Raw genomic sequence first — 25369 nt, forward strand, 5'->3', positions numbered from 1 at the left:
TTTGCCGGGTTGCTGTTTAAAGACTACTCGCCTCACTTAAAATGTCTATGATGGCTCTAATTTACTTCAATTAAGGGTTTTATCAAAATAAAAAAGAAGGCGTCCTTTACTTTTTGGACACCTTCAAAAATCATTAAACACTTTTACGACCCTCTGCGAGTTCTGCAGGAAAAAATCCTCCATTTTTAAATCCATCAGATTTAGAGAGAGGAAAAGAGGCTGAGTAAAAGACGAAATATTTACTTTTGAAATTCGATCGTTCATTCTTTTACAAAAAATTTGAAACATAATAGGAAAATTAATCCATTCGACCTCTTCTTTCAGCCAATTTTTGCTCATAATTCAACACTTGTGAAAATTCGCTCTGCCCAACTAATGGTAATCGTGTTCTTATTGCTGCTCGGCATAAGGACTAATGCGCAATGGGGCATTGTGACTACTCCACCTTCAGCAAGCGATACGTTAGTTATATGCCGCAACTACCCTATTTTCTTTCAGGCAGACACCAGTAGTTTCGGAGCACCGATCGATTCGGTGCGCTGGCTTTTGCCCGGTGCTACACCCGCTACTGCTACTACTTTCAATGTTCAAAATGTAAAATATAGTGCCTCTGGTATCTATTTGACTCGGCTTATTCTTTATCAAGGTGCTTCGGGTACTGAAGATTCGCTATATGTGCAGGTATTACCCTCAGTAACGCCTTCTATTCAAATACTTAATACTACGTCCGGCAGCTTTCAGGGCATCACCACTTTTTCCCGCTGTGCAGGGCTTTCTATCGATACGTTTGTCATCGTAAACACCACTTCGCAGCCCTATACAAAGTTTTATTTTGACTTTGGCGATGGTACTACCGACTCGGGTACCACCTTCAGCACATACAACAAGGTTTACGCAAATTCGGGCTATTACAACTGTGCTTTGGCACTCCAATCCTCCAATGGCTGCTGGGACACGCTGAAGTTTCGGATTTTTTATGGCTCAAATCCGGCTGTAGGACTTGGCACTCAGGGCAACAATACCGGATGTGTAGGCAGTCAGGGAGTTACATTGGCTTTCGATATACTCAACACAGCAAACAATCCACCGGGTACGACCTACACGATTGAAGTAAGTGATGGCAGTCCGCCGATTATGTTCAATCATCCGCCCCCGGCACAATATTTACACACGTTTACCATCGGTTCATGTGGTTATACTGTACCAGGTGGGGGCGGTAATAATGCATTCTATGTTCGCATTACTGCCACTAATCCCTGCGATGTGAGCGTCGCACAAATCAGCCCAATTCGCATTGCATCTCCCATTACTGCCGGCTTTAACAATCCCGACAGCGTCTGCGTGAGTCGTCAGGTAATCATTTCTGACCAAAGCCAAAAGGGGAGTATTCCCACCAACACGAGTTGCGATAGTACTGGCCGCATCCTATGGAATATCACACCTGGTACCTTTACCATAAATGCCGGTTCGCTTGGCAACAGCAACAACTCCATCAATCCACAAAGCTGGATTACAGGTTCTTCTACCCTTAATGTTACCTTCAATCAACCCGGTCTTTACCAGGTACGCCAGGTTGTAGCAAACAGCATAAACTGCGACTATGACACACTCATAAAGACCATCTGTGTCAATCAATTGCCTGATTCCGGCTTCTCGATTTCCCCACTTCCAGCTTGCTCTGGCGACACCCTCCAGCTGACCAATCTCGCCAACCTTGTCAACACCTGTAGAAACAATGAAGTCTATTACCAGATAACTCCTGCCACCGGCTGGTCGGCCATCGACAGCCTTCGCCATCCCAATCCGCAAGTTCGATTCAACACAGCTGGCCAGTACCAGATCCGCCAATTCGTTTATAATTATTGCGATACCGCATCGGTAGATACTGCCATCATTATTAGCGGTCGGCCAGGGCTGCTTCTGCCACAGGATACCGTGCACTGCGGATCGCTGATGCTCAATTTTTCGGCTGCAGGACTGCAACCTCAGGAATTCGACAGCCTCTCGCCCATTACTTCCCGGCTTTGGACGATCACCCCTGCCACGGGTTGGTCTTTCATTTCAGGCTCAGCCACTTCAGCACAACCTACTCTACAATTCAACCAGGCAGGTACCTATCAGCTTGTACTTCAACTTCAGAATGGCTGCGGCACTTCCGCTGATACCATGTTTGTCACCATCTATGACCTGCCATCGGCCAATCCGCTCAACGATACACTGGTGTGCTATGGCAGCAGTGTGTCGTTTTCACTTCAAAACCTCACCGGCCAGGCTCCCGTGCAAGTTTCATGGGCATCCAACCCACCAGGCTTCACAGCTGCTGGCCCTTCAGCTACTTTTTCAAACCTTACCCAATCCACCCAATTCTTCGCTTTCCTGCTAGATGCAAACGGCTGCCGCGATACGCTTACGTCCCTTGTCACCGTAAATCCGCAAATCATTGCCAACGCCGGATCCGGGGGCATCATCTGCGATACAAACAATATTCAGCTCAATGGCTCAGCCTCAGGCGGTAGCGGGCAACTTCAAATCCAATGGACACCAGCTACAGGCCTGAGCAATCCAAACATTCTAAATCCCACAGTCAGTGGTTTGACTTCCAGTACGTGGTTCACCCTCACCGTATCCGATTCCGTTGGTTGTACGGCGTTTGATTCTGTGCTGATTGCCGTAAATCCGCTGCTCACAGCTTTTGCTGGCAACGACACCGTAGTGTGCAGCGGCAGTCCATTCCAACTGCAAGCCATCGCTACAGGCGGTGCCGGCAGCTATCAGTACAATTGGTCACCGGCCACAGGTCTGAGCAATCCAAACATTCCCAATCCCAACGTTTCAGGTCTAAATGCCCCTCAGCAATACATCCTCACTGTAACTGACTCCCTCGGCTGTATTGCCCGTGATACGGTTGTTATTTCGCTCTTTCCACCTATCACAGTCGATGCTGGTCAAAATGTAGAAACGTGTTTTGGCGAAAACATTCAACTCTCGGGCACGGTATCAGGTGGCACCGGACCGCTCGCGTACCAATGGCAACCGGCCGCATTCCTCCAAAACGCTACCACACTTACTCCCACCTTTGTTAATCCTCAACAAAACCAATGGTTTTACCTGTATGCTACCGATTCGGTAGGCTGTCAGTCGGTGGATAGCGTATTTGTTTTGGTCGCACCTCTTCCTGCGGCCAATGCCGGACCTGACACTACCATTTGCAAAGGCGATAGCTACACATTGGGGCAACCCGGCAATCCGGCCTTCCAGTATGTGTGGACGTCAATTCCGCCAGCAGTATTAGCCGCAACGCCACAGATTCAGGCTATAGACACAGCCAATTACACCTATATTCTTCAGGTAATTGATACCCTTACGGGCTGTGTGAATTACGATACGGCTACAGTCAACATCTCACTGCCGCCTATTGCTGGCTTTACCATTTCTACCGATAGCGGATGTTCACCGCTCCCTGTCCTGCTAACCGACACTGGCACAGCTGCCCCCACTCGCCGTTGGTACGCCGGCAACACCCTCATTGGTACTTCTGCTGCCTTGACCTACACAGCTACCAATCTTTCAAATACTAACGACAACATCATTCCTATCTCCCTTGTGCTCATCAATGCACAGGGCTGTCGCGACAGTGTTACTCGTTGGATCAACGTCTTTCCAAATCCGCTGGCTTCTTTTCTTCCCTCCGACACCGTGATTTGTGCAGGCGACAGTATTACCGTAATCAATCAGTCTTTGGGGAAAAATCCCTTGCAGTACCAATGGACGGTTACCGGCAGCGCTGCTATCAGTAATACCACCTCAGCTCAGCCAACCTTTTATTTTCCAAACTTTCAAGGCAATCAAGACAGTCTTTATATCATCACCCTCACAGTTACATCGCCTGATGGCTGTGTGGACGATACTTCCATTACAATTCGTGTGAAAGCCCAACCAGTGGCAGCATTTGCTCTTTCCAATTCATCCGGCTGTGGGGGTGCTTCGATTATAGCGACCATTGCTAATCACTCACCGACCAATACGTATCAATTTACCTCAACACCTACCCTGAATTTTTCCCTTTCTGGTAATACAGCCACCTTCACTCCTCCCCCATCTAGCAACGACTCCGTAACCTACACCATTCGAATGACCCTCACCACGCCTGAAGGTTGTATCGATTCTACCTCTGCTGCATTTACCGTCTATCCCACGCCCACGGCTTCTTTTGTGTCTTTGCCGCCTGATACATGTACGCCAGCGACTTTTTCTTTTACCAATCTTTCGTCCACCAACCTTACTGGAAGTCCTCAAAGCGCCTTGTCTTTTCAATGGAACTTTGGTGGATTGGGCACTTCTTCAGCGGCCAATCCTTCCTTTACCTTCACCAATTCGGGCACTTCTGACACTACCTATCCAGTTACATTAATTGCCACAAATGCTTTTGGCTGCTCCGACACAGTGGTAGGCCAAGTTACAATACATCCCCTGCCAAAGGCTCAGCTACAAGTTATTTCCAATGCTGATTGTGCACCTTTTGCAGTGGATACTTCTCAAATTAAAGCAGTCGATTACCCCGGGGCCAATGGTCAATACATCTGGAAAGTTCTTTCTTCAGCCAACACGCTGCTGGCTACTTTCACAGGCCTCAATGCACTTCAATACAACCTTACTGCCCCAAATGACACTGTCATCATCCGGCTGATTGCGGTGAGTCCTTTTGGCTGTGGACAAGACTCCGTACAAACTTTGGCTTACACGTTGTCAAACCCGGTAGCCAACTTTAGCTTATCAACTCAGGTCGGCTGTAGTCCGCTATCCGTACAGGCGTACGATTCCAGCTCCGGAGGCATTCAGTACCAATGGTTTGTAAACAACCTACCGGTTTCTACTCTTCCGAATCCTTCCTTTACGTTCCAAAACAATCAACTTACTGACAGCACCTTAATCATTAAACTGCGCATTAGCACCCTATCGGGCTGTGCAGATTCTCTGGAAAATACCATTACCATCCTCGGTCGGCCACAGGCTAACTTCCTCCCACCGACCGGATGTGTGGGCGATACCTTGCAGTTTATTGGCCAAAATACCAGCCTTCGTCCACTCACCAACTTCTTGTGGAATTTTGGCAATGGCGATACCGCTACCACTGCAAATGCCTCCTATGCGTATCACACTGCCGGCACGTACTTGGTTTCCTATACCATTACCGATTCGGCCGGATGTACGCATTCGAAGATTGACACCGTTATCATCCGTCCTAAGCCTTCAGTGAATTTTGCCGTCACCGGCGGTTGCTTTTCTGACAGCATCTGCCAGGGTATTCCTACCCAAATGACCGACCAATCATCCCTTCCGCCTTTAGGCGGCAGCATCTCGACTCGACAATGGGACATTGGCAACAACGGCATCATCAATTACACCACACCCACCATCACCCACACCTTTCCCGATACCGGCTTGGTGTCTGTGCGCTTGCGCGTAGTATCGCAGTTTGGCTGCGACTCCGAACGCGTGAAAGATTTCTATGTCTTGCCGGCTCCTGTCGCCTCTTTTACCCTTAATACCTCCATCATCTGTGCCGGCCAACCCTCTCCGTTTGTCACCCAACTTTCCTCCGGTTTTATACAAGCTTATCAATGGACACTTTACGCCCTCAATGCCTCTAATCAGCCCGTCGTAATCACTTCAGGAAATCAATTTTTTCCACCGACATTACCTGTTCTTACCGGTTCTTTGGTCAATGACACTACTTACTACCTAAAGCTGGTGGTTAGCAGCTGTTGTGCGGCCGACAGCCTCGTTCGCACCATCACCGTAAGGCCACAGCCCACAGCCGCATTTTTGGCCTCTGATACAGTGGGGTGCAGCCCAAAACTCATTAATTTTCTGATAGATGGTCAGACTCTGGGCCAACCTGACTACATCCTTATCAACTGGGGCGACGGTAGTCCGATCGATACAGCTTATCCAACTACCATCATCACACCACAAGGTCCTATCACGCAATTTGGCATTAAAACCCACTTGTTTACCTACAACGGCCCTAATAACGATACCCTTTACACTGTAAGCATGACAGCCGTAAATGGCTGTGGTTCGTCCACCTTCACCCGCACGGTACGCATCATCCGCCAAACGCTCAACGGCTTTTTTACCGCATCTCCTGGCTCCGGGTGTTCCCCACTTACTGTTCAGTTTCAGGATCAGACTCCCAATAGCACCACTACTGCCTGGTGCTTCAACTTTAATACCACTACCAACCAATGCATCGGTGGAGTCGCTACGGGCAAAAGTGTACAGTTTACCTTCCCGGCAGCAGGCACTTACAACGTTTCGATGACCGTAACCGATGGTTGTTCAGTTGATACGGTTTATCAGCTCATTCAGGTCAATCCCTCACCAGTAGCCGACTTCACGTTCAACAACAACGTCTGTCTCGGCGATACTACCTATTTCACATCATCCGCTACTATTACAGGTGGTACCATCACGGGCTATCAATGGAACTTCGGCAACGGCCAAACCTCGATCCTACAAAATCCGGCTGTCCGCTTTGATACTGCCGGCACCTACACGGTATGCCTCACCGTCACAAGCTTCAACGGTTGCACACACACCGTTTGCAAGTCTGTTACCATACAGCCTATGCCTGTCGTACAATTTACTGCTCAGAATACGTGTCTCAATCAGCAGCCCATCACCTTCACAAATCAAACGATTCTCGCTTCCGGCACCCTTACCTACACCCTCTGGGATTTTGGCGATGGCAACACTTCCACCCAGCTCAATCCCCAGCACATCTATGCAACGCCCGGCACTTATACGGTAACCCTCATTCACGGCACCCAGGCAGGCTGTTACGACACGGCTACGCAACAAATCACCATTCACCCTGTGCCCACTGCAGCTTTTACGGCTGCCTCCGTCTCGCAGACCGTATGTGGAGCCCCTCAAACTTTTATCTTTACCAATCTATCCACAGGCGCCCAGGGATACCTCTGGGACTTCGACGCACTTGGCAATCCGGGATTCTTTACCTCCACCCTGTCTAATCCCACCTTCACCTACACCTCCACCGGACTCTATCGCGTTCGCCTTATCACCACCAATGCCCTTGGCTGCTCCGACACCTCAGAGCAAGACATCATTGTATCACCCTTACCCGTTGCCGGATTTTCAATCTCCGATACCAGCGGCTGCCAGCCTCTTGAGGTTATTTTCACCAATCTGAGTACTTTCCCTGATTCTACATTAGGCCAGATCGTGCGCTGGCGTTACGAGTTTGGCGACGGCACCGTGCAAGACGGCCCATCGCCCAATGCCACCCACCTCTATCAGCAGGCCGGCACCTACATTGTCCGACTCATCGTCGAGACCAATCTCGGCTGTCTCGACACCTTCCAGTTCCCTATACCCATCGAAGTACTGCCCACTCCCACCGCCATCTTTAGCTGGGACATCGACGAGCGCGGCCTTGTCGTCTTCACCAATCAATCCATCCACCTTCCGGGCCAGACCACCTTCACATGGCAAATGGGCGACGGCACCACCATCGTAGCTGACAGCGTGCGTTACCGCTACCGCGTCAATCGCCTCCTGAGCGACTACACCTTTACCGTCTGCCTCACTGCAGCCCACACCAATGGTTGCTCCCACGACACCTGTCTCACCGTATTTCTGCCCCGCCTCAATCTCACCGTCCCAAATGCCCTGGCACCCGATGCTCCCGACGCCGGCCAGGCAGGCCTCTTCCTGCCCAAGGGGCATTCCCTGCGCGAATATGAGCTGCTTATCTTCGATCAGTGGGGCAATCTCGTTTTCCGTACCGACTCCCTCACCCCTGACCGTCAGCCCGCCATCGGCTGGAATGGCCGCCACTTCAACACAGGCGCCGAACTACCTTCCGGCACCTATGTCTGGAAAATTCGCGCCCTCTTTATCGACGGCACCCGCTGGCCAGGCTCCAATCTCGAAACCGACTCCCCCGACGACAAGCCCCACACCAGCGGCTACATCTACCTTATTCGCTAATCATTATCCGAAAAAAAATTTTCCTTCTGTAATTATTTGACCCTGCCCCAAGCCATGGAGTCGACTGGCGCTTTCACCAATAGGACTGCCCAGACTAAGTGCTGCCTGCGCTGTGAGCTTTCGCGCGTCCTCCGCATGCCTCACACGATGCGCAGCATGGCCAAGCGCTAAGAATTAAACTTTTAACCCTTTCTCATCCCATTTGCGAGTTCTGCGGGTAATAATCCCTTCTTTGTTGACGAAGGCAAGAAATACCTGAAAGTGCCAAGAAAGTTCGAAAGAGCTTTCGCTGGTAGGTGCCAGAGGGGTGAGTAGAAATCCTTTGATAGGTTAAAAAAAGAGCACAAAAAAATCATTTTTATTGCTCTCACAGCATTTCGATGAATCAAGCCATTTGCTACATACTTTTGACAACTGCTTCAATCAAAAAATGAAAAAAATAGCACATCCTCTTACAATTTTTCTGGTTTTTCTCTTTAATCTCAATGCCCAAAAAACTACGAATCGAATTCTCTTCATCTTCGACAGCAGTAATTCCATGCAGGCCCGTTGGGAATCGGCTACGCGAATGGATGTAGCTAAACGTTTTTTAGCCGAATTAATTGACAGCATTGCCCAACTGAAAAATTCAGATGTAGAACTTGCCCTTCGACTCTACGGGCATAGCAAAGGATTTCCTCCGCAAGACTGCAACGATACCCGCCTTGTAGTGCCCTTCGAGCCCAACAATCACCAAAAAATCAAACGCATTATTCAAAACCTACGTCCTATGGGCACTACTCCTATTGCCCAATCGCTTGAAAAAGCAGCTGATGACTTCCCGACTTGTAAGAGTTGCCGAAATTTAATCATCCTCATAACAGATGGTATAGAAGAGTGTGGTGGAGATCCATGTGCTGTTTCTGAACGACTGCAAACCGCTGGTATAGTCATTCGCCCCTTTGTAATTGGCATAGGACTCGACGAACATCAGCGCAAGGCTATGCAGTGTGTGGGGCGCTATTACGATGCAGCTCGAGAAGAAGATTTTCGCACTGTTCTTGGACTTGTCATTTCGCAAGCGTTAGAGCAAACTACCTATCAAATCAATTTACTCGATGCAGGGAATCTTCCATCAGAAACCGATGTGGCTTTTACAGTTTTCGATCAAAAATCTAATAAGGTAGCTCTCCGAATGATGCATACTCTCAACAGCCGGGGGGTACCTGATACTTTACCCGGAGATCCGCTGCTCACCTACAGAATTGTAGTACACAGCATACCTGAAGTTGAAATTCGCGATGTAACATTAGCTACAGGTAAGCACAACGTTGTTGCAATACCTCTACCACGTGGACGGCTTTCAGTTAAGACCCAAAAACTAATTGGATATAAGGAACTTAAGATCCTGTTGCGCAACGAAAAGGGAGAAATCCTGAATATTCTGGACATTAATACTGATGCCAGGGTACTCGCAGGTCGCTATCACATTGAGGTTCTCACAAACCCGCCGTATCGCACTCAAATTGGTATTAATCCAGCTGAACTTACCTCCGTTGAGGTGCCGGTAGCCGGAGTACTCTCTTTTCAAGCAGCCACAGTGGGCTATGGCACTGTGATCGATGCCGATGGTCATCGCGTAATAGACCTCGATGAAAATTCTACCCGTCACACCATTCCTATGCAACCTGGTAGGTATACCCTTGTATTTCGCCCTAAGTCGGCTCGCGACATTTTCTTTTCTTTTTCAAAAGACTTTGAAATTGTAAGTGGCAGCACTACTATTGTAAAGGCGAACTGACATGAATTTAATCAATATACTGATCATTCTTCTTGCAGGGGTTGGCACTTTTGCTGCTGGTGCCTCTGTGTATCGATCTGGTTTGCCCTTATCACTTATATTATTGGCATTGTTGCCGTGGTTTTTGCCCCTGGGGTTGGCTGTTTTCACAATAGCTTGTGTTCACTTTGTCGATTTTTTGATCAAGTTTTCCGTAATGCGTTATCGGGCAAATGTTCGAGGCGTTATCCAGTTTGGCTTGTTTTCGATGGTAGGAGCGTGGTTGAGCGCCAATTTTTTAACTGATCTGCAGGGTTACAGCCCAGTTGTGATCAACAGCCACATTTCCTTATCCCCTTTTTTGCTCTTCATTGTCGGTGTGATTTTATTCTCTGTCCTTTTCGAATGGTTAGGAAATAGAGGTTTTAAACTTCCTTTTCAACTGCCCGATATACTTTCTGGTATTTTCTGCGGTTTAGCTAGTGGAGCTTCGGGTGTGTTTGAATCCTTCAAAAAAGTCATCTACAAACCTCGTGGATTGAACTTTGTACAACTAAGTGCTACCACAATCGTATCGTCGCTGTTTACAGATATGGTACGCCTTCCCGTCTATCTTGCACTGGTATATGGTGGGAGCTATTCTCCTCTTTACAATGCTCTGGCACTCTCATCTGGCTTAGGCGCGGTGATTTCTGTTTTAGGTGGTTTGCGTTACTTAAAGGAAGCTCAATTTGAAAGCTTTAGAAAATGGAGTCTGATTCTGATCGCTCTTTCGGCTTTTGGGTTAATTATCCAAAACTTTGTGTAAATGGCATTTCATGCTCCATTAGTCAGTGTAATTGTTCCAAATTACAATCATGCTCCCTATTTAATTGAAAGATTAAAAACTATTGAAAATCAAACATATAAAAATGTCGAAATAATACTTTTAGACGACTGTTCAACCGACGATAGTGCAGAGATACTCAAAAATTGGTCAGTCAGAAATTCGCATACAAATTTGATAATCAATGATAAAAATTCAGGATCACCCTTTGCTCAATGGAACAAAGGCATATCATTAGCGCGTGGTGAGTATGTGTGGATAGCAGAAAGCGATGACGCTTGCGAGCCTAACCTCTTAGAAGTTTTAGTCAATGTTCTTGAAAATGAAAAAGATGCATGTCTAGCTTTTTGCCAAAGTATTTTGATTGACAAAGAAGGAAATCAGCTTCACAGTTTTAACGAACACTACAAGTTTGTTTTTAAATCTGACCGATGGGAGAATGATTTCTGCGCCGATGCCCGCGAAGAATGCAGACGATACATGCTTTTTCACAACACTATACCCAATGCTTCAGCCGTTCTCTTTCGTCGCAAAGATTTGCAAAAAGTCATACCTGTTGATCAAGAATTTAAGTTAAATGGTGATTGGTTTTTTTATGTGAAATTGCTTTCTGTTTCTACCAAATTTTGCTATACAGCTCAACCGCTTAACTATTTTCGGTATCACGCCAACACTCAGCGACTTTCTGCGCGAAACAAAACCTATGCTTTTTTTGAAATCATTCGAATTCAAGATTTTATACTCGAGAAATTTCCAGAAGCAAAAGATGATTTTATAAAAGCCAGAAGGTTGTGTGCTTATTGGTGGATTGGCAATATAAATGGTAAATCTCTGTTTAACAAAGCTCTACTAAAACAGCACATTCAACTTTACAAGCTTTTTTCGCCCTATTTCAAGCACTTTTGGTGGCGAATTGTTTGGCATTTCTCGTTTATTTCAATTCGTAAAGTATTGATATTTACCGGACTTAAAAAACCTCTAAAGCGACTTCGAGCCAAATTGTTTCCCGGTAAGTATTTCGAGCTGGAGCTACCTGAGTAATATCCGAATTTTGGTTGTCGTCATTCCCGAAACCTGGAACAAGGTTAACTCAAAATCGGGAGGACCGAAGCTTCCACGTACATTGTTTGAAAATCCGTATGGTTCGCGGGGTATGCCGAAGGGATTGGTGTCGAGCTTGCCGTTGTTGTTTTGATCGTGAAAGGCTTCAACGGAATAGTTACCTGGTGTCAGGTCGGTGTAGCGTATGGTTGCTTTTTTGTTTTCTACAGGAATTATTGATTCTTTGACGGTAGAATTCTGTTCGTTTTTTAAGCGCAGGTAAACCTTGCCATTGTCTTTGGCGCTTTGGATCTCAAATTCGACAATTAAGATTTGACCTGAGACATAAAAATTTAGCAAACTAATGATTAACAGCCAGAAAAACTTCATTTCAATGGAAAACCTGTACGAGATTTATGAATGCGTCACTACAAATTTCTTTGCAAATTGGTTGCCAAAAAAGTCTTTGATCAGCAAAATGTAGTTTCCTGCTGGTAGATTTTTGATGGATAAGTACGGCTGAAAATCTCCCTCAAACACTTTCTGACCAAAAGGGGTGAGTATTTGAAGGCTCTTTACATCGATAGATGTCTCGATATATAAATGTTCATCTGCCGGATTAGGATATAAATGGATTTCAACTTGTTCTGGAAATTCTTCTAAACTGAGCTGAAAAGTGTGATAAAAATACAAGCTCTTCTGTATGGTTCCGGAGTAGGCGGTGGCTGAGTATACTCCTGTTGGCAAGTTTGCAGGTAGGGCAAGTGTACATCGAGCTGCTGAAAACGCTGGTACAGTGAGCTGCGAAATGGTAAACTGGCTGCCTGGAGCTGAAATTTTAATAGAGTCGATGCTTAGAGGGTAATATCCTTGATTCCACAAACTGAAGTATGTACTTGTAAAAGAAGTCTTGGTAAAAAGTGTGTCTGAAGACCAGCGGAAGTTTTTTGTATTAGGAAAATCGGCCTGGCCGGTGAGCGAATTGATTCGATGCAAAATGAAAGGGTATTTGATAAAAACATTGTGTTTGCCCTGATGCACTGCTATGATGCTGTCGCGCCGGCGATCCATCGCATCGGGCAGATGCTGAAAGTGCCAGTTGCGAAGTAGATTTTCCTGAGGAGCTACAAAGTTTGAATAATCCTGGTAACGCACTACAAAGTAAAGCAATGCCCGCGCAACACGACCTTTTGCTGAGTCGCGTGGTTCGAAAACACCGTTTTGTAATTTAGATCCATTATTTTGCCAGCTGGGATTGCCGGTGATGATGCCATAAGGGTAATTTGATCGAATGTTGTTTGCAGTTTCGTCGGTGCTGTAGAGGTGATTTAGATCGCTTCTCATGGGTTCGTTTTGATTGAAAAAGCTTTGCGGGAACACATGCTCAGCATTGAAGTTGTTTGCTGTGGCACCTGCACGTGTATTGAACTGTGCCATGCGCCCGGTATACAAACAGGTGACCCAGCCATTGATGTTGTCCAGCTTACTGTACATTAAGTCGCGAGCACCGTTGTACCCAAGGTTAGTGTGATTGCTCTGGTAAGAGGCTAGTGCTTGTTTCAGCGCAAGTCCTGTCTTATTTTCAGTGAATTGGCCTATAGAAGAAAAAAATTTGCCTTGTCCAGTTAGTAGCACAGTGTAGTCGCCACCGGCAGATTCGGTGCGCAAAATTAGCGGTACGCGATAGTAGATGTCGTTAAGTGGATGAAAGCGCACGATCAGTTGAGATGTACCTGGAGGAATGGAGGTTGGTATATTTGAAAGCGTAAAGGCGAGATCGTTGTACGCCTTGCCGATCTCAACAGATTTTAACTGGATAGCGGTCGTCGACTGATTGACAATCGTAATCGATCCCGTGAGCGTATCACCATATTCTGTAGGAGGGAACCATAGGCTATCTGATTGAATGGTAAGAATTTGGCCGGGAAGTATGTTGTGTAAGAAGACAATTAATAAAACGAATAAGCGCCTTATCGTATGCATAAAAGGGATTTTTAGGTACAAACCTATTGAAATGAAATCGATGTGAATTAAATTATTTGAATTAAAGACAGTTGAAAACGAATTTTAATATTGCCCTGTGCTCAGTAATACCAGATTACAGGCTACTTCGCATTGAATGCCTTGACTTTCTGCAAGTCTGATCAACTCTTGATTGTACGTACCCGGATTAAAAATGATTCTTTTAGGTTTTAATGACAAGATGTAGTCGTAGTAGGGTTTTTGATTCTCTGGTGACAGGTAGATGGTAATGGTGTGAATGCCCGTTTCTTCGATCGGACCTTTGTGGATGGGAATACCATATGCTTCTCCGGGGCGGTTGCCAACTGCCACTACAGGGTGGCCTGCAGCTTTGAGTCGGTATAGCGCCATATTTGAATAACGGTCAGGATTTTCGCTGGCGCCAAGCACCAGGGTTTTCTTTTTTTCCATCAGTCGTTTGACTTAAAAGTAAATTGAATATCGGGAAATTTTTCGCGGGTCATTTGGAGGTTAAATTCGGAGTCAGCCAAGAAGACAAGCCTGTCATGCTTGTCGCGTGCCATGTTGCGTTGTTTGGTTCTGCGTAGCTCGGCAAGTTGGCTTTCGTTGTCGGTTTGTATCCAGCAGGCCTTCCAGGCCGGGAAGGGTTCGTAAGTACAACGCGCTCCATACTCGTGCTCAAGGCGGTACTGGATCACATCGTATTGAAGCGCTCCCACAGTGCCTATTACCTTGCGCCCGTTTTGTTCAAGGGTAAAGAGCTGGGCTACACCTTCGTCCATGAGCTGGTCGATGCCTTTGGCCAATTGTTTGGCTTTTAACGGGTCTGCGTTGTTGATGAATCGGAAGTGTTCAGGCGAAAAACTCGGAATGTCGCGGAAGTGAATGACTTCGCCTTCAGAGAGCGAATCCCCGATTCGGAAATTGCCACTGTCAGGTAGACCAACGATGTCGCCTGGATAAGCCTCGTCCACCACTTCTTTTTTTGCAGCCAGAAACATGTTGGGGCTGCTGAACTTCATGGTTTTGCCCAATCTGACATGCAGGTAATTTTTATTGCGCTCAAATTTTCCTGATACAACCTTTACGAAGGCAATTCGGCTGCGATGATTGGGGTCGATGTTGGCGTGGATTTTAAAGACAAAGCCGGTAAACTTAGGTTCGAATGGGTCTACAAGGCGTTCGTCGGCCTTTTTGGGCTGTGGCCAGGGAGCGATTTCTACAAAGCAGTCGAGCAGTTCGGCCACTCCAAAGTTGTTGAGGGCAGAGCCAAAAAACACGGGTGAGAGCTGACCCTTCAGATAGGCTTTGCGATCGAAAGCCGGATATACCTCGCGCACGATTTCTACCTCTTCGCGTAGTTTTTCTGCCTGTCGCTCGGTAATAAAGTCGGTGAGATCGTCGCTGAAGATATCTGTAATTTCTACGCTTTCGCTTACGCGTTGTTTGTTGTTTCCGAGATAAAATTTGAGTTTTTGTTCCCAAAGATTGTAAACCCCTTCGAAGTCTTGCCCCATGCCGATGGGCCATGAAAGGGGGCACAGGCGCAGACCGAGTTTCTGCTCGATTTCGTCGAGCAGGTCGAAAGCGTCTTTGCCTTCGCGGTCGAGCTTATTGATAAACACAATGATCGGTATATCGCGCATGCGGCATACCTGCACGAGCTTTTCGGTCTGTGTTTCCACCCCTTTAGCCACGTCGATTACCACAATTACACTGTCTACGGCCGTAAGGGTGCGATAGGTGTCTTCGGCAAAGTCTTGGTGACCCGGGGTGTCCAGAATGTTAATTTTATAGCCTTTGTATTCAAAGGCAAGTACAGAGGTAGCCACCGAGATTCCGCGTTGACGTTCGATTTCCATAAAGTCGCTGGTTGCGGCTTTTTTGATTTTGTTGCTCTTTACCGCCCCAGCCTCCTGGATGGCCCCGCCGAAAAGTAAGAGTTTTTCTGTAAGAGTCGTTTTACCAGCATCAGGATGTGAGATGATTCCAAACGTGCGCCGACGCTTAATTTCCTGTTCAAAAATCATTAATTACAGCTACTTATTAAAGGCTGACAAAGGTATTTATTCTGTCAGGGATGTTGTGCTAAACGAGTGAGAAAAGGTTTGGCCGATTAATGTTTTAGAGGTTTTTACTCATTGTTTAAAATAATTTCAAAAACAAGTTACTTATAAAACAGAAAGCATCACTTCGCTTTTGTGATCTGGTTTTTTCTCATAATGTCTTTATGGCCGAAGTTGATTTTAAGGCAGATTTTCTGACTTTTTGATCTAAACTTTTTCACAACGTTTTTTCCTCAATTGGCGTAAATTATAGGCAGGTATCATTCTTCACCAACAAGTATCAACTAACGAAAAAATCTCATAGAACTATCTGGCTACCACTTTTTTTAATTCAGTAAGGCCAGATCTATCCGTAAATTTCAATACATACACACCGGAAGTTAGCCGGCCCGGGCGGTGTGTGGTCAACGCCTCTTCGAGTTTACTTTCGTACACCTTTCGGCCTGCTACATCGAAGAGCTCCAAAGTACCTGGGCTATTGGTGCGTATGAGAAAAATTTCGTCAAAAGGGTTTGGATATACGTCGATAAAAGAAGCAAGCGACTGATCGTCCACAGAAAAGTTAAACCATTTGAGGTCGCTCATCCAGACCCCACGACCGTAAGTAGCAGCATAGAGTTTTCCATTGTTATAGTTGATTTCCAGTTCGCGCACAGGCACGTTGGGCAGTCCTTCGAAATAAGGTTCCCATTGATTCATGGTACTGTCGCGATAATATACCCCTATGCCCATACCTAGATACATGGCATTCAGTGGATTGTGTTCCTGAAAGATCACAGTCCATGCCTGCAGATTGGGCAGGTTTTGGGAAATGTTGGTCCAGGTATCTCCTCCGTCGAGGGAGCGAAATACTTTGGAATTGGCCGTAAACGAGCTGTAGGTAACGACTACATGATCCGGATTAGTTGGGTGTATGGCTATGGATGAGATACTCTGGAAGGGCAGAGATTGGCTCACAAGCGTCCAGTTACCTCCGCCATTGGTGGTTTTCCAAAGGTTATTTCCTCGAGAAAAATATATGACAAGTGGGTTAGACTTCGACCAGGCAAGGGCTCCGATATTGACGTTGTTTGAAGGCGAAATGGTATCCCAACTCATGCCGCGGTCGTAAGTTTCCCACACAGAGCGTCGGCCAACCAGCCATCGCTGGGGGTCGGTTGGATGAATGACAAAAGGGGTTATCCAGCCAGAGGGTTGTGTGATGCCGTTCATAAAGGGCGTAAACGAGTTTCCGCCGTCGATGGTGAGCAGCAACCCGCCGTTTTGATAGCTGATTACAGCAATGTTAGGTGTGGTATAATCGATTACGGCTTCCATGCCGTCGGCTCCAAAGGCTTGTCGCCAAGAGCCGTTAGGAAAGCGTCGCATGCTGCCATTGTCTTGTGAGCCAAAGTGTACTATTTGCGGATGGGTATGCGATGTGCCCAACCGATACACCTGGGTAATGTTTAATCCGAAAGACAGGTCAGTCCAAGATTGACCTCCATTGGTTGTACGAAATATACCACCGTCGCATCCAGCGTAGAGAGCTCCATTGTAGAAACCCAAAAAATGAATGTCAGCATGCACATATGGAACGTTCTGATTGGTGTAAACCCAATGGGAATTAATAGAAAAGGATGCTCCTCCATTGGTAGATTTCCAGATATTTATACCACCTGTGTAGACGATATCGGCGTTATCAGGGTCTACAGCTATTGCCAGATCATACCATGCCTGGCCACCGGTACCGGTACCTTGTTCAGAGCTGTGTAAAATATTTGGACTGGTGGCACGTACCTGAAAAGTCTGACCACCGTCGGTTGAGCGACTGACGTTGAGAAAACCATTGTCTGTATTGCCCATCAGTAGATATACAATGCTTGTATCAGATGGGCTGATGGCCACTTCTATCCGCGAGATGGCTGACTGAGGGGGGATGGTGTCGGTTATTGTCGTCCAGGTGAGACCGAAGTCGTGGCTTCGAATCACATGCCTAAATGCGGCAAATACAGTATTTGGGTTCTGTGGATTGTATACCAGACTTCTGGCTTGAATACCGTTTATCAGCGTCCAGGTTTGTCCGCCATTGGTGGTTCGATATAGTCCTTGAGAAGTGCTGGCCAACAGAGTAGCGGTGTCTTGTGGATGCATGATAAGTCTAAAGATGCGGACCATTTGAGCCTGGGTGAAGGTGAGCCCAGTGGGCTGCCAGCTTTGGCCGTTGTCTGTAGATTTTAAAATGCCTATTGAATAGGTATCAGCTCCGAAATTATCGCCTGTAGTCAAATACAACACATTGGAGTCCAGAGGGTTTATCACGAACATGCCACAACCGATGGAGGCGAGTGTATCAGTGAGCACGGTGTAGGTAGAACCCCCATCATAACTTCGCCACAGTCCACCCGATGGTGTACAGATGTACATAGTGTTGTTTCGAGCTGTATCTATATATATATAGTTAATGCGCCCCAGACCTGGACTATATCCGTTGTTCATCACCGTCCATGCTACAGGACCGAGTGGCGTCCAGTTAGAATTGTTGGTTTTTTTGTGGTGAGTCTGATTTCTCTTGTATTCATTCCATATGCTTGCAAGATCTACTACCGGCAAAAGACTGTCTTCGCCCAGGGCTTGAAGGGCGTGATATTCCCAACGCTTGTACCAGTTGTAGCCTACACCTCGTTGCGTTTTGTCGATTCGTTGGAAGTATTCTTCTGCACTTTTTCTGATCTTTCGAAAGTCGCGCTCGCCGTTAAGCACCATTTCGTACCACTGCTGTGCACTTGTTGAAAAGGAAACAAAAACTGCAAAAATCCCGGCAATTAATTTTTTCGTCATAAACCCTACATCTAAAAACCAAAAATAGTCGAAGTTGGACTAAAATTGCACGAAACATAACGGCCTACTGATGAATAAGGTTTTATATCTATCCCTTGCATTTGTCTATTCGAGTTTACAGCTCAATGCTCAAGACGATTTAATCAATCACATTAAAGGGCACGGGCAGTCGGGAGCTGAACATAAGTTTGAGTTTACCATCCTAAAAAATCACGATGCCCTGCCGGTTAAAGACCAGGCTTCATCGGGTACGTGCTGGAGCTATTCGGCCACCTCTTTTATCGAAAGTGAGCTCAAGCGCCTTAAAAGACCTATGGTGGACCTATCTGAAATGTTCACCGTTCGCCAGGTGTATCTCGACAAGGGCATCAAATACGTGCGCATGCAAGGTCACCTCAACTTCGCTCAAGGAGGGCAGCTCCCTGATGTGTTGTATGTGATAAAAAAATACGGAGCAGTACCCGCTGCCATTTTTCAAGGCTTAGAATACGGAGAATCAAAAAACAAGCATTCTGAGCTCGAGCTGGCTTTGAAATCTTTTCTCGATGCGATTGTAAAAAATCCCAATGGCAGATTATCGACAGCCTGGCTCTCTGCTTATGAAAGCATTATTTCAGCCTATTTAGGTAAATATCCTTCCGAATTTATGTGGGAAGGGCGTCGATACACTCCCAAGAGTTTTTTGTCAGATTACTTAAAAATCAATCCAGACGATTATATCCAAATCACTTCTTTTACCCATGCGCCATTTTTCAAACCAATGTTTGTAGAGGTGCCTGACAATTGGGCATGGGGTGAATCGTACAATCTGCCGCTCGACGATATGATGCGCACGCTGCGTCACGCCATCGACAACGGTTTCACCGTGGCATGGGCTACCGATGTGAGTGAAAAGGGATTTTCCATAAAAAATGGAATAGCCATCGTTCCTGAAAAGCCCTACGAAGAAATGACTGACGAAGAGCGCAAAACCATGTTTGACGGACCAAAGAAGGAAAAAATCGTAACCCAAGAGGAGCGCCAGCGCGCATTCGACAATTTCGAAACCACTGACGACCACGGCATGCATATTACCGGTATGGCAAAAGATCAAAACGGCACCATTTATTACATTACCAAAAACAGCTGGGGAGAAATACCCAATACACACCGCAGTGGCTACATCATGGCCTCAGAGGCATATGTGCGATTTAAAACGATTGCCTTACTCCTTCACAAAGACGCCTTGCCCCGCGATATCCGCTCAAAGCTTGGGCTTTAAGGATTAAAAAACTTTCGAAAGCAAAGAACATAGATGAGAGAAGCAGTTATACAGCTTCAGCAGATCAAGAGGGAATTTAAGATGGGTGGAACCATCGTGCAGGCTCTACGTGGTATTGACCTCACCGTTACGTGCAATGAGTACACAGCTCTTATGGGCCCCTCCGGAAGCGGAAAATCGACACTTATGAACATAATCGGATGCCTCGATACACCCACTTCCGGCACCTATATTTTGAATGGCAAAGACGTAAGTAAAATGAATGATGATGAGCTGGCACGCATCCGAAACAAGGAGATCGGTTTTGTCTTTCAGACCTTTAATCTACTACCTCGCACATCGGCCCTCGAAAACGTGAGTCAGCCACTTATTTACGCTGGCATCAAGAAATCAGAGCGCTTAGAGAGAGCACGCGAAGTGCTCGTGCGCGTGGGCCTCGGCGATCGTCTCGACCACAAGCCCAATCAACTCTCCGGTGGGCAGCGCCAGCGCGTGGCTATTGCAAGAGCATTGGTCAACAACCCGTCTATCATTCTAGCCGATGAGCCCACGGGCAACCTCGATTCAAAAACCTCCTACGACATCATGGAATTATTCGACGAGATCAATCGACAGGGAAATACCATAATACTCGTCACACACGAAGAAGACATAGCTAGACGCGCCCGCAGAATTGTGCGTCTGAGAGATGGAATGATAGAAGGTGATACCTTGGCTGCCGAATAATTCCTCATTCAGAAAATTCCTTTTTGCAAAAACAGCATACTTTTGTGGCCTTAAATAATCGATCGAATGAAATTTATAGTCAGCAGCAATAAATTACTCAAATTCTTACAAAGTTCAGCAAGCTTACTTTCTACTAGCCAATCGATTCAGTACACGCAATATTTCTTGCTCGAACTGGCCGACGGAAAATTAAAGGTAACTGCCACCGACTCAGAGTCGATGATGATTTCTACCCTCGATGTAGAGTCAGAATCTGAAGGTTCAGTATGTGTGCTGGGTCGCACGCTGCTCGACCTTATCAAAAGCTTACCTGATCAGCCAGTTACTTTTACCCTGAATCCTGATCTCAAAGTACTCGAGATAATCTACGAAACTGGTAAAGCCAATCTCGCAGTGATCGATACAGATGAGTATCCGCGCATGCGCGAGATCGAAGCCCTCGCCGAAGTGCGAATTCCAACGGAGGTTTTATCGACTGCTATCTCTAAGACCCTTTTCGCAACTGGTAATGATGAGATCCGCCTGGCTTTGACCGGGGTATTTTTCCAACTGACCAGCGAAGGATGCACCTTTGTGGCTACTGATGGGCACAAGCTGTCGAAATACAAGCGCACCGATATTACCAGCGATCAAACTTCTGAATTTATCGTTCCCAAAAAGGCGCTTTCAATCGTTAAAAATCTCTTGCCCGATGCTGAAAGCGTGCTCATCAGCTCTAACAATACCAATGTGAAATTTATTACCGACGATCAGGTATTCATCACTAAGCTGGTGGATGCGCGCTACCCCATGTACGAAAACGTAATACCCAAAGACAACCCCAATCAACTTCGCATCGCTCGCAATTCTCTGCTCTCTGCCCTTAAGCGCATTTCGATAATTGCGAGTAAGACCTCAAACCTCGTAAAACTTACCATCAACGGCAGCATGCTTTCAGTGTTGGCCGAAGACATTGAGCTCTCTAACCGCGCTGAAGAAAACCTGCCCTGTGACTATACCGGAGCTGATATGAGCATAGGCTTTAATTCCAAAAATTTAATTGAAATTCTGTCTAACCTCGAATCAGAGTTTGTGAGGATGGAAATGTCAATACCTTCTAAGCCAAGCCTGGTGTTTCCAGAGGATGGACTCAATGAGGGCGAGGAAGTTCTCATGCTCATTATGCCACTGATGATTACTTAATAAACTTAAAGCCTGTTAAACAGGTCAAATATTGCGATGAATCTACTCGTTGTCGGCGATGTTCATGGGTGTCATTACACCTTTAAAAATCTGGTGAAAGCACACTGGAATCCCGAAAACGAGTTTTTAATTCAATTAGGAGATTTCATCAACAAAGGTCCTCATTCGGCCAAGGTTATTCGATTTGCCCTGAAACTAATGAATAAGTACCCCTATTTAGTGTACTTTCTTCGGGGAAATCACGAGCACATGTTTCTCGATTCGCTACGTTCTGGTTCATTTAATGTGATCAATCGAGAAACATTTAATCAGGTTAAGGCTCATCCGAAATTGGAGCTCAATAAAGTAAAGAATTGGATCAAGAGTTTGCCCATTAAATGGGAAAACAAAAATGTACTCATCACCCACGCCGGCGTATCGCGAACGTCAATTGATCCGTTCAATCCTTACTCCGACCACAATGTGCTCATCAATCGAGAGCCATTGAAACTGATGCAAAAGCTGCAGATAGCTGGCCATGTCGTTCAGCCACTCGGTAAACCTACCTACGTACCTCGAGAGAATGCCTGGCATATCGATACAGGTGCCTATCTCGGCATGAAGTTGAGCGCGGTCAGAATCAGCTACACTGGTCAGTTGCTTCAGATCATTACTGTAGATACTGACCCGAGAGACCTACCGCAGTCTGCTGCCAACACCACCCTTTCAACCAACGATTCTCTAAAGTTTTTTTGACTTATTAAATATCGGAAACAAATATGTACACCACGCGTTGGATTGCGCCAAGCAATATAGCCATCGTTAAATATTGGGGAAAGTTTGACCATCAGATCCCGGCAAATCCCTCGCTGAGCTTTACGCTAACCCATTCTCACACTGACACGAAACTTACTGTGATTGAAAGTAAAACAACTCAAAATGATGATCCTACTCTTGAGGTGTTTTACGACGGTATTTCAAAACCCGAATTTCAGCCGAAAATTCTTAAATTTTTGCAAGCAATACTCAATGAATATCCTTGGTTAAAGGGCAAACTATTAAAAATAGAAACTAAAAATACCTTTCCACACAGTTCGGGTATTGCTTCTTCAGCCAGCGGTATGGCGGCATTGGCTTGTTGTATTGAGGATCTTCATGCCACGTATTTTGTAGGGCAACCTTTTCGCTGGCATAAGGCTTCAGAATCAGCTCGCTTAGGCTCTGGGAGTGCATGTCGCAGCGTGTACGGCGGTTTTGTACAGTGGGGGCATTCTTCAGACGGAGAAGGATCGGATTTTTTTGCAACCCCAGTACAAGAGGTTCATCCTAACTTCAAAACTATTTACGACTACATTTTAATTCTCGACTCCGGCGAAAAGTCGGTATCGAGCACTGTTGGTCATTCACTCATGAAAAATCATCCATACGCCAGTCACCGATTTAAACAAGGCAAGGAAAACACAGTCAAGCTCAAAGCAATATTAAAAACCGGTGACTGGAGAAGATTTATTGAACTGATGGAGTCAGAAGCACTTACCCTTCACGCAATGATGATGACCTCCACTCCACCGTTTATTCTTATGAAACCAAAGACGTTGGAAGCCATTCAAAAAATTTGGCAGTTTAGGCAAACTACGAATTTACCTATTGGATTTACACTCGATGCCGGGGCAAATCTTCATCTCATCTTTACAGCTGATGCCCTTGAGGCAGTAGAACAAAAATTATTGCCTGAAGTACAGTACCTTTGCGAACAAAATACCATTATCAAAGATTTAATTGGTCGAGGACCTTTTAAGGCTGATTAGAGTAAAATGAGCAACTCTCCACTTTACTACGCGAAAATTCTCCTCTTTGGCGAATACGGTATAATTAGTAATTCAAATGCACTTTCTATACCTTTCAGCTCGTTTTACGGCAGTTTCGGATTTATAACCAAAGGAGCCGAAACTCCTGAGCAAATAGAGTCAAACAGGCATTTGGCTGAATATGCTAAATACTTGCAGACGCTCGAAATCAACGACGAATTTTTTACAAAATTTGATTTTGAGCGTCTCAATAGACATATAATAGAAGGTCTTTATTTTAATTCTTCTATTCCGCAAGGCTTTGGGGTAGGTAGTTCGGGGGCATTGGTTGCTGCTGTATACGATACCTATGCCATCAATAAAATAGATCCTGATACTACCCTGAGTCAAGAAAATCTGCCGTTGCTCAAAAAGCAGCTTGCCATTATGGAAAGTTACTTCCACGGCAAAAGCAGCGGTATGGACCCCTTGATTTGTTATTTGAAAATACCTGTACTGCTTAGCTCAAGCAATAACCTGAATCCCATCCAATTACCTGAATCGGGTAACAGTAGTGCTGCCATTTTTTTAATAAACAGCGGAGTACCCGGCAAAACCCAATCGATGGTTTCTATCTTTATGGAAAAGATGAAAAACGAAGGGTTTCGCCGTTTGCTAAAAAATCAATTTATTAAGTACAATGATGCCTGCATCGATGCCTTTTTAAAAGGAGAAATCAAAGTTTTTTTCAAAAACCTCAAAAAACTGTCAAGCTGGGTACTGACCCATTTTACTCCCATGATTCCTGAAAACCTCGTAGAGCTTTGGGAAAAAGGATTGGCTACCAATGAGTATTATTTAAAGCTCTGCGGCAGTGGTGGTGGAGGTTTTGTATTGGGGTTTGCACCAGATTACGAAAAGGCATACAAAACACTATCTCCTTACAATCCGCAAATTATCTTCCGCCTGTGATGGAAGAAAACACCTCACATACCACAGGTTCATCTTCACCTACTATAACGCTCAAAATACTTGCTCTCTTAAGTCATGTGCGCTGGCAAAACATTTTAGTGCTCGCCCTATCGCAATATCTGGCAGTCTTCTTTGTATTAAACGATCCCAAAGATTGGAACAAGGTATTGACCGATTGGGTGATGCACATCATTATACTGTGTGGTATGTTAGCGGTTGCTGGTGGGTATTTGATTAATAATTTTTATGACCGCGAAAAGGATCTGATTAATAGGCCGCATCGCACGCTGCTTGAGGCCTATGTAAACAACGATTTAATCGTAAGGCTGTATATTCTGATCAATTTTTTAGCCCTTGTATTATCACTACTTGTTTCGTTACGGGCCTTTTTTTATTATGTCGTTTTTATCGTTTTGCTTTGGTTTTATTCACATAAAGTCAAAAAAAAACCGTTGGCCGGAAATCTCTTGGCAAGTTCCCTGGCGATCTATCCATTTTTCTCGGTTTTTATATATTATAAGTTGCACAATTGGAATGTATTGTTCTACACTTTGCTTATCTGGATGCTGCTTTACACTCGTGAACTGATCAAAGACCTTGAGTCACATCGCGGAGACCTGATAGCCGGCTATCACACTTTACCAGTTTTAGTCGGAAAACTGAACGCGCAGATTTTTTTGCGGTGGATTTTATTGGCCGATGTAGTTTTTTTTCTCCTTTTTTCTGTTCATGTTTTTGGTCGATTGAACGTGTTGATTTATTACACTTTAGCTGTAGCAGGTGTGATATTTGGTATGTTTATTCTCAGTTTAAAGGAAAACATCAACATGTACATCGCACTTTGGCACCAGATTTTTCGAATCATAGTGTTTATAGGAGTATTTTTTTTAGCACTGGAGCCCAACTGGCACTTGGTATAAAAACTTAACATTCGCGAAATCGTGTAGAAAA

General features: G+C 45.6%; 16 protein-coding genes. 11 read left to right on the forward strand and 5 right to left on the reverse strand.

The annotated features are described in order from the left end of the window. Positions 1-279 precede the first annotated feature (279 nt). From EIP89_RS09610 to EIP89_RS09625, 4 genes are all read left to right on the forward strand, one after another. Complete coding sequence (locus EIP89_RS09610; protein ID WP_124398467.1) at positions 280-8016, forward strand: PKD domain-containing protein; 7737 nt, start codon at positions 280-282, stop codon at positions 8014-8016. 430 nt (positions 8017-8446) lie between these two features. Continuing rightward, entirely contained in the window at positions 8447-9796 is a 1350-nt protein-coding gene (locus tag EIP89_RS09615) for a vWA domain-containing protein (RefSeq protein WP_124398468.1), read from the forward strand. Position 9797: 1 nt separating this feature from the next. Then, positions 9798-10583 (forward strand): hypothetical protein, encoded by a 786-nt coding sequence (locus EIP89_RS09620; protein WP_124398469.1) that lies wholly within the window; start codon positions 9798-9800, stop codon positions 10581-10583. Continuing rightward, positions 10584-11642, forward strand: coding sequence for a glycosyltransferase family 2 protein (locus EIP89_RS09625; protein WP_124398470.1), 1059 nt, complete (start codon positions 10584-10586; stop codon positions 11640-11642). Here the strand turns inward: EIP89_RS09625 and EIP89_RS09630 are convergent. The 5 genes from EIP89_RS09630 to EIP89_RS09650 form a co-directional block, all read right to left on the reverse strand. Beyond that, positions 11631-12032, reverse strand: coding sequence for a DUF2141 domain-containing protein (locus EIP89_RS09630; protein WP_124398471.1), 402 nt, complete (start codon positions 12030-12032; stop codon positions 11631-11633). The genes EIP89_RS09625 and EIP89_RS09630 overlap by 12 nt on opposite strands. Before the next feature lie 24 nt (positions 12033-12056). Further along, a complete protein-coding gene (locus EIP89_RS09635) occupies positions 12057-13625 on the reverse strand; it encodes an endonuclease (protein ID WP_124398472.1) in 1569 nt (522 codons plus the stop codon). An 84-nt stretch (positions 13626-13709) separates the two neighbouring features. Further along, entirely contained in the window at positions 13710-14075 is a 366-nt protein-coding gene (locus tag EIP89_RS09640) for a CoA-binding protein (protein ID WP_124398473.1), read from the reverse strand. Next, complete coding sequence (locus EIP89_RS09645) at positions 14075-15655, reverse strand: peptide chain release factor 3 (RefSeq protein ID WP_124398474.1); 1581 nt, start codon at positions 15653-15655, stop codon at positions 14075-14077. Before EIP89_RS09645 ends, EIP89_RS09640 begins: the two co-directional genes overlap by 1 nt. Before the next feature lie 342 nt (positions 15656-15997). After that, entirely contained in the window at positions 15998-18511 is a 2514-nt protein-coding gene (locus EIP89_RS09650; protein WP_124398475.1) for a VPS10 domain-containing protein, read from the reverse strand. Positions 18512-18581: 70 nt separating this feature from the next. Here EIP89_RS09650 and EIP89_RS09655 point away from each other — a divergent pair, with 70 nt between their 5' ends. The 7 genes from EIP89_RS09655 to EIP89_RS09685 all read left to right on the forward strand — a co-directional run bounded on the left by EIP89_RS09655 (position 18582) and on the right by EIP89_RS09685 (position 25338). Beyond that, positions 18582-19772 (forward strand): C1 family peptidase, encoded by a 1191-nt coding sequence (locus EIP89_RS09655; RefSeq protein WP_124398476.1) that lies wholly within the window; start codon positions 18582-18584, stop codon positions 19770-19772. 33 nt (positions 19773-19805) lie between these two features. Next, positions 19806-20498 (forward strand): ABC transporter ATP-binding protein, encoded by a 693-nt coding sequence (locus tag EIP89_RS09660; protein ID WP_124398477.1) that lies wholly within the window; start codon positions 19806-19808, stop codon positions 20496-20498. Between the two features lie 66 nt (positions 20499-20564). After that, on the forward strand, positions 20565-21680 hold the full coding sequence (gene dnaN / locus EIP89_RS09665) for a DNA polymerase III subunit beta (RefSeq protein WP_124398478.1): 1116 nt from the start codon (positions 20565-20567) through the stop codon (positions 21678-21680). A 36-nt stretch (positions 21681-21716) separates the two neighbouring features. Then, positions 21717-22415, forward strand: coding sequence for a metallophosphoesterase family protein (locus EIP89_RS09670; RefSeq protein ID WP_124398479.1), 699 nt, complete (start codon positions 21717-21719; stop codon positions 22413-22415). A gap of 23 nt (positions 22416-22438) precedes the next feature. Further along, positions 22439-23467: a diphosphomevalonate decarboxylase gene (gene mvaD, locus EIP89_RS09675; protein ID WP_124398480.1), complete on the forward strand. Its 1029-nt coding sequence runs from the start codon at positions 22439-22441 to the stop codon at positions 23465-23467. Between the two features lie 6 nt (positions 23468-23473). Then, positions 23474-24418, forward strand: coding sequence for a mevalonate kinase family protein (locus tag EIP89_RS09680; protein ID WP_124398481.1), 945 nt, complete (start codon positions 23474-23476; stop codon positions 24416-24418). Further along, on the forward strand, positions 24418-25338 hold the full coding sequence (locus EIP89_RS09685; protein ID WP_124398482.1) for a geranylgeranylglycerol-phosphate geranylgeranyltransferase: 921 nt from the start codon (positions 24418-24420) through the stop codon (positions 25336-25338). Before EIP89_RS09680 ends, EIP89_RS09685 begins: the two co-directional genes overlap by 1 nt. The last annotated feature ends 31 nt before the right edge of the window (positions 25339-25369 follow it).

It is taken from the genome of Thermaurantimonas aggregans, from assembly GCF_003851885.1.
Classification (GTDB): domain Bacteria; phylum Bacteroidota; class Bacteroidia; order Flavobacteriales; family Schleiferiaceae; genus Thermaurantimonas; species Thermaurantimonas aggregans.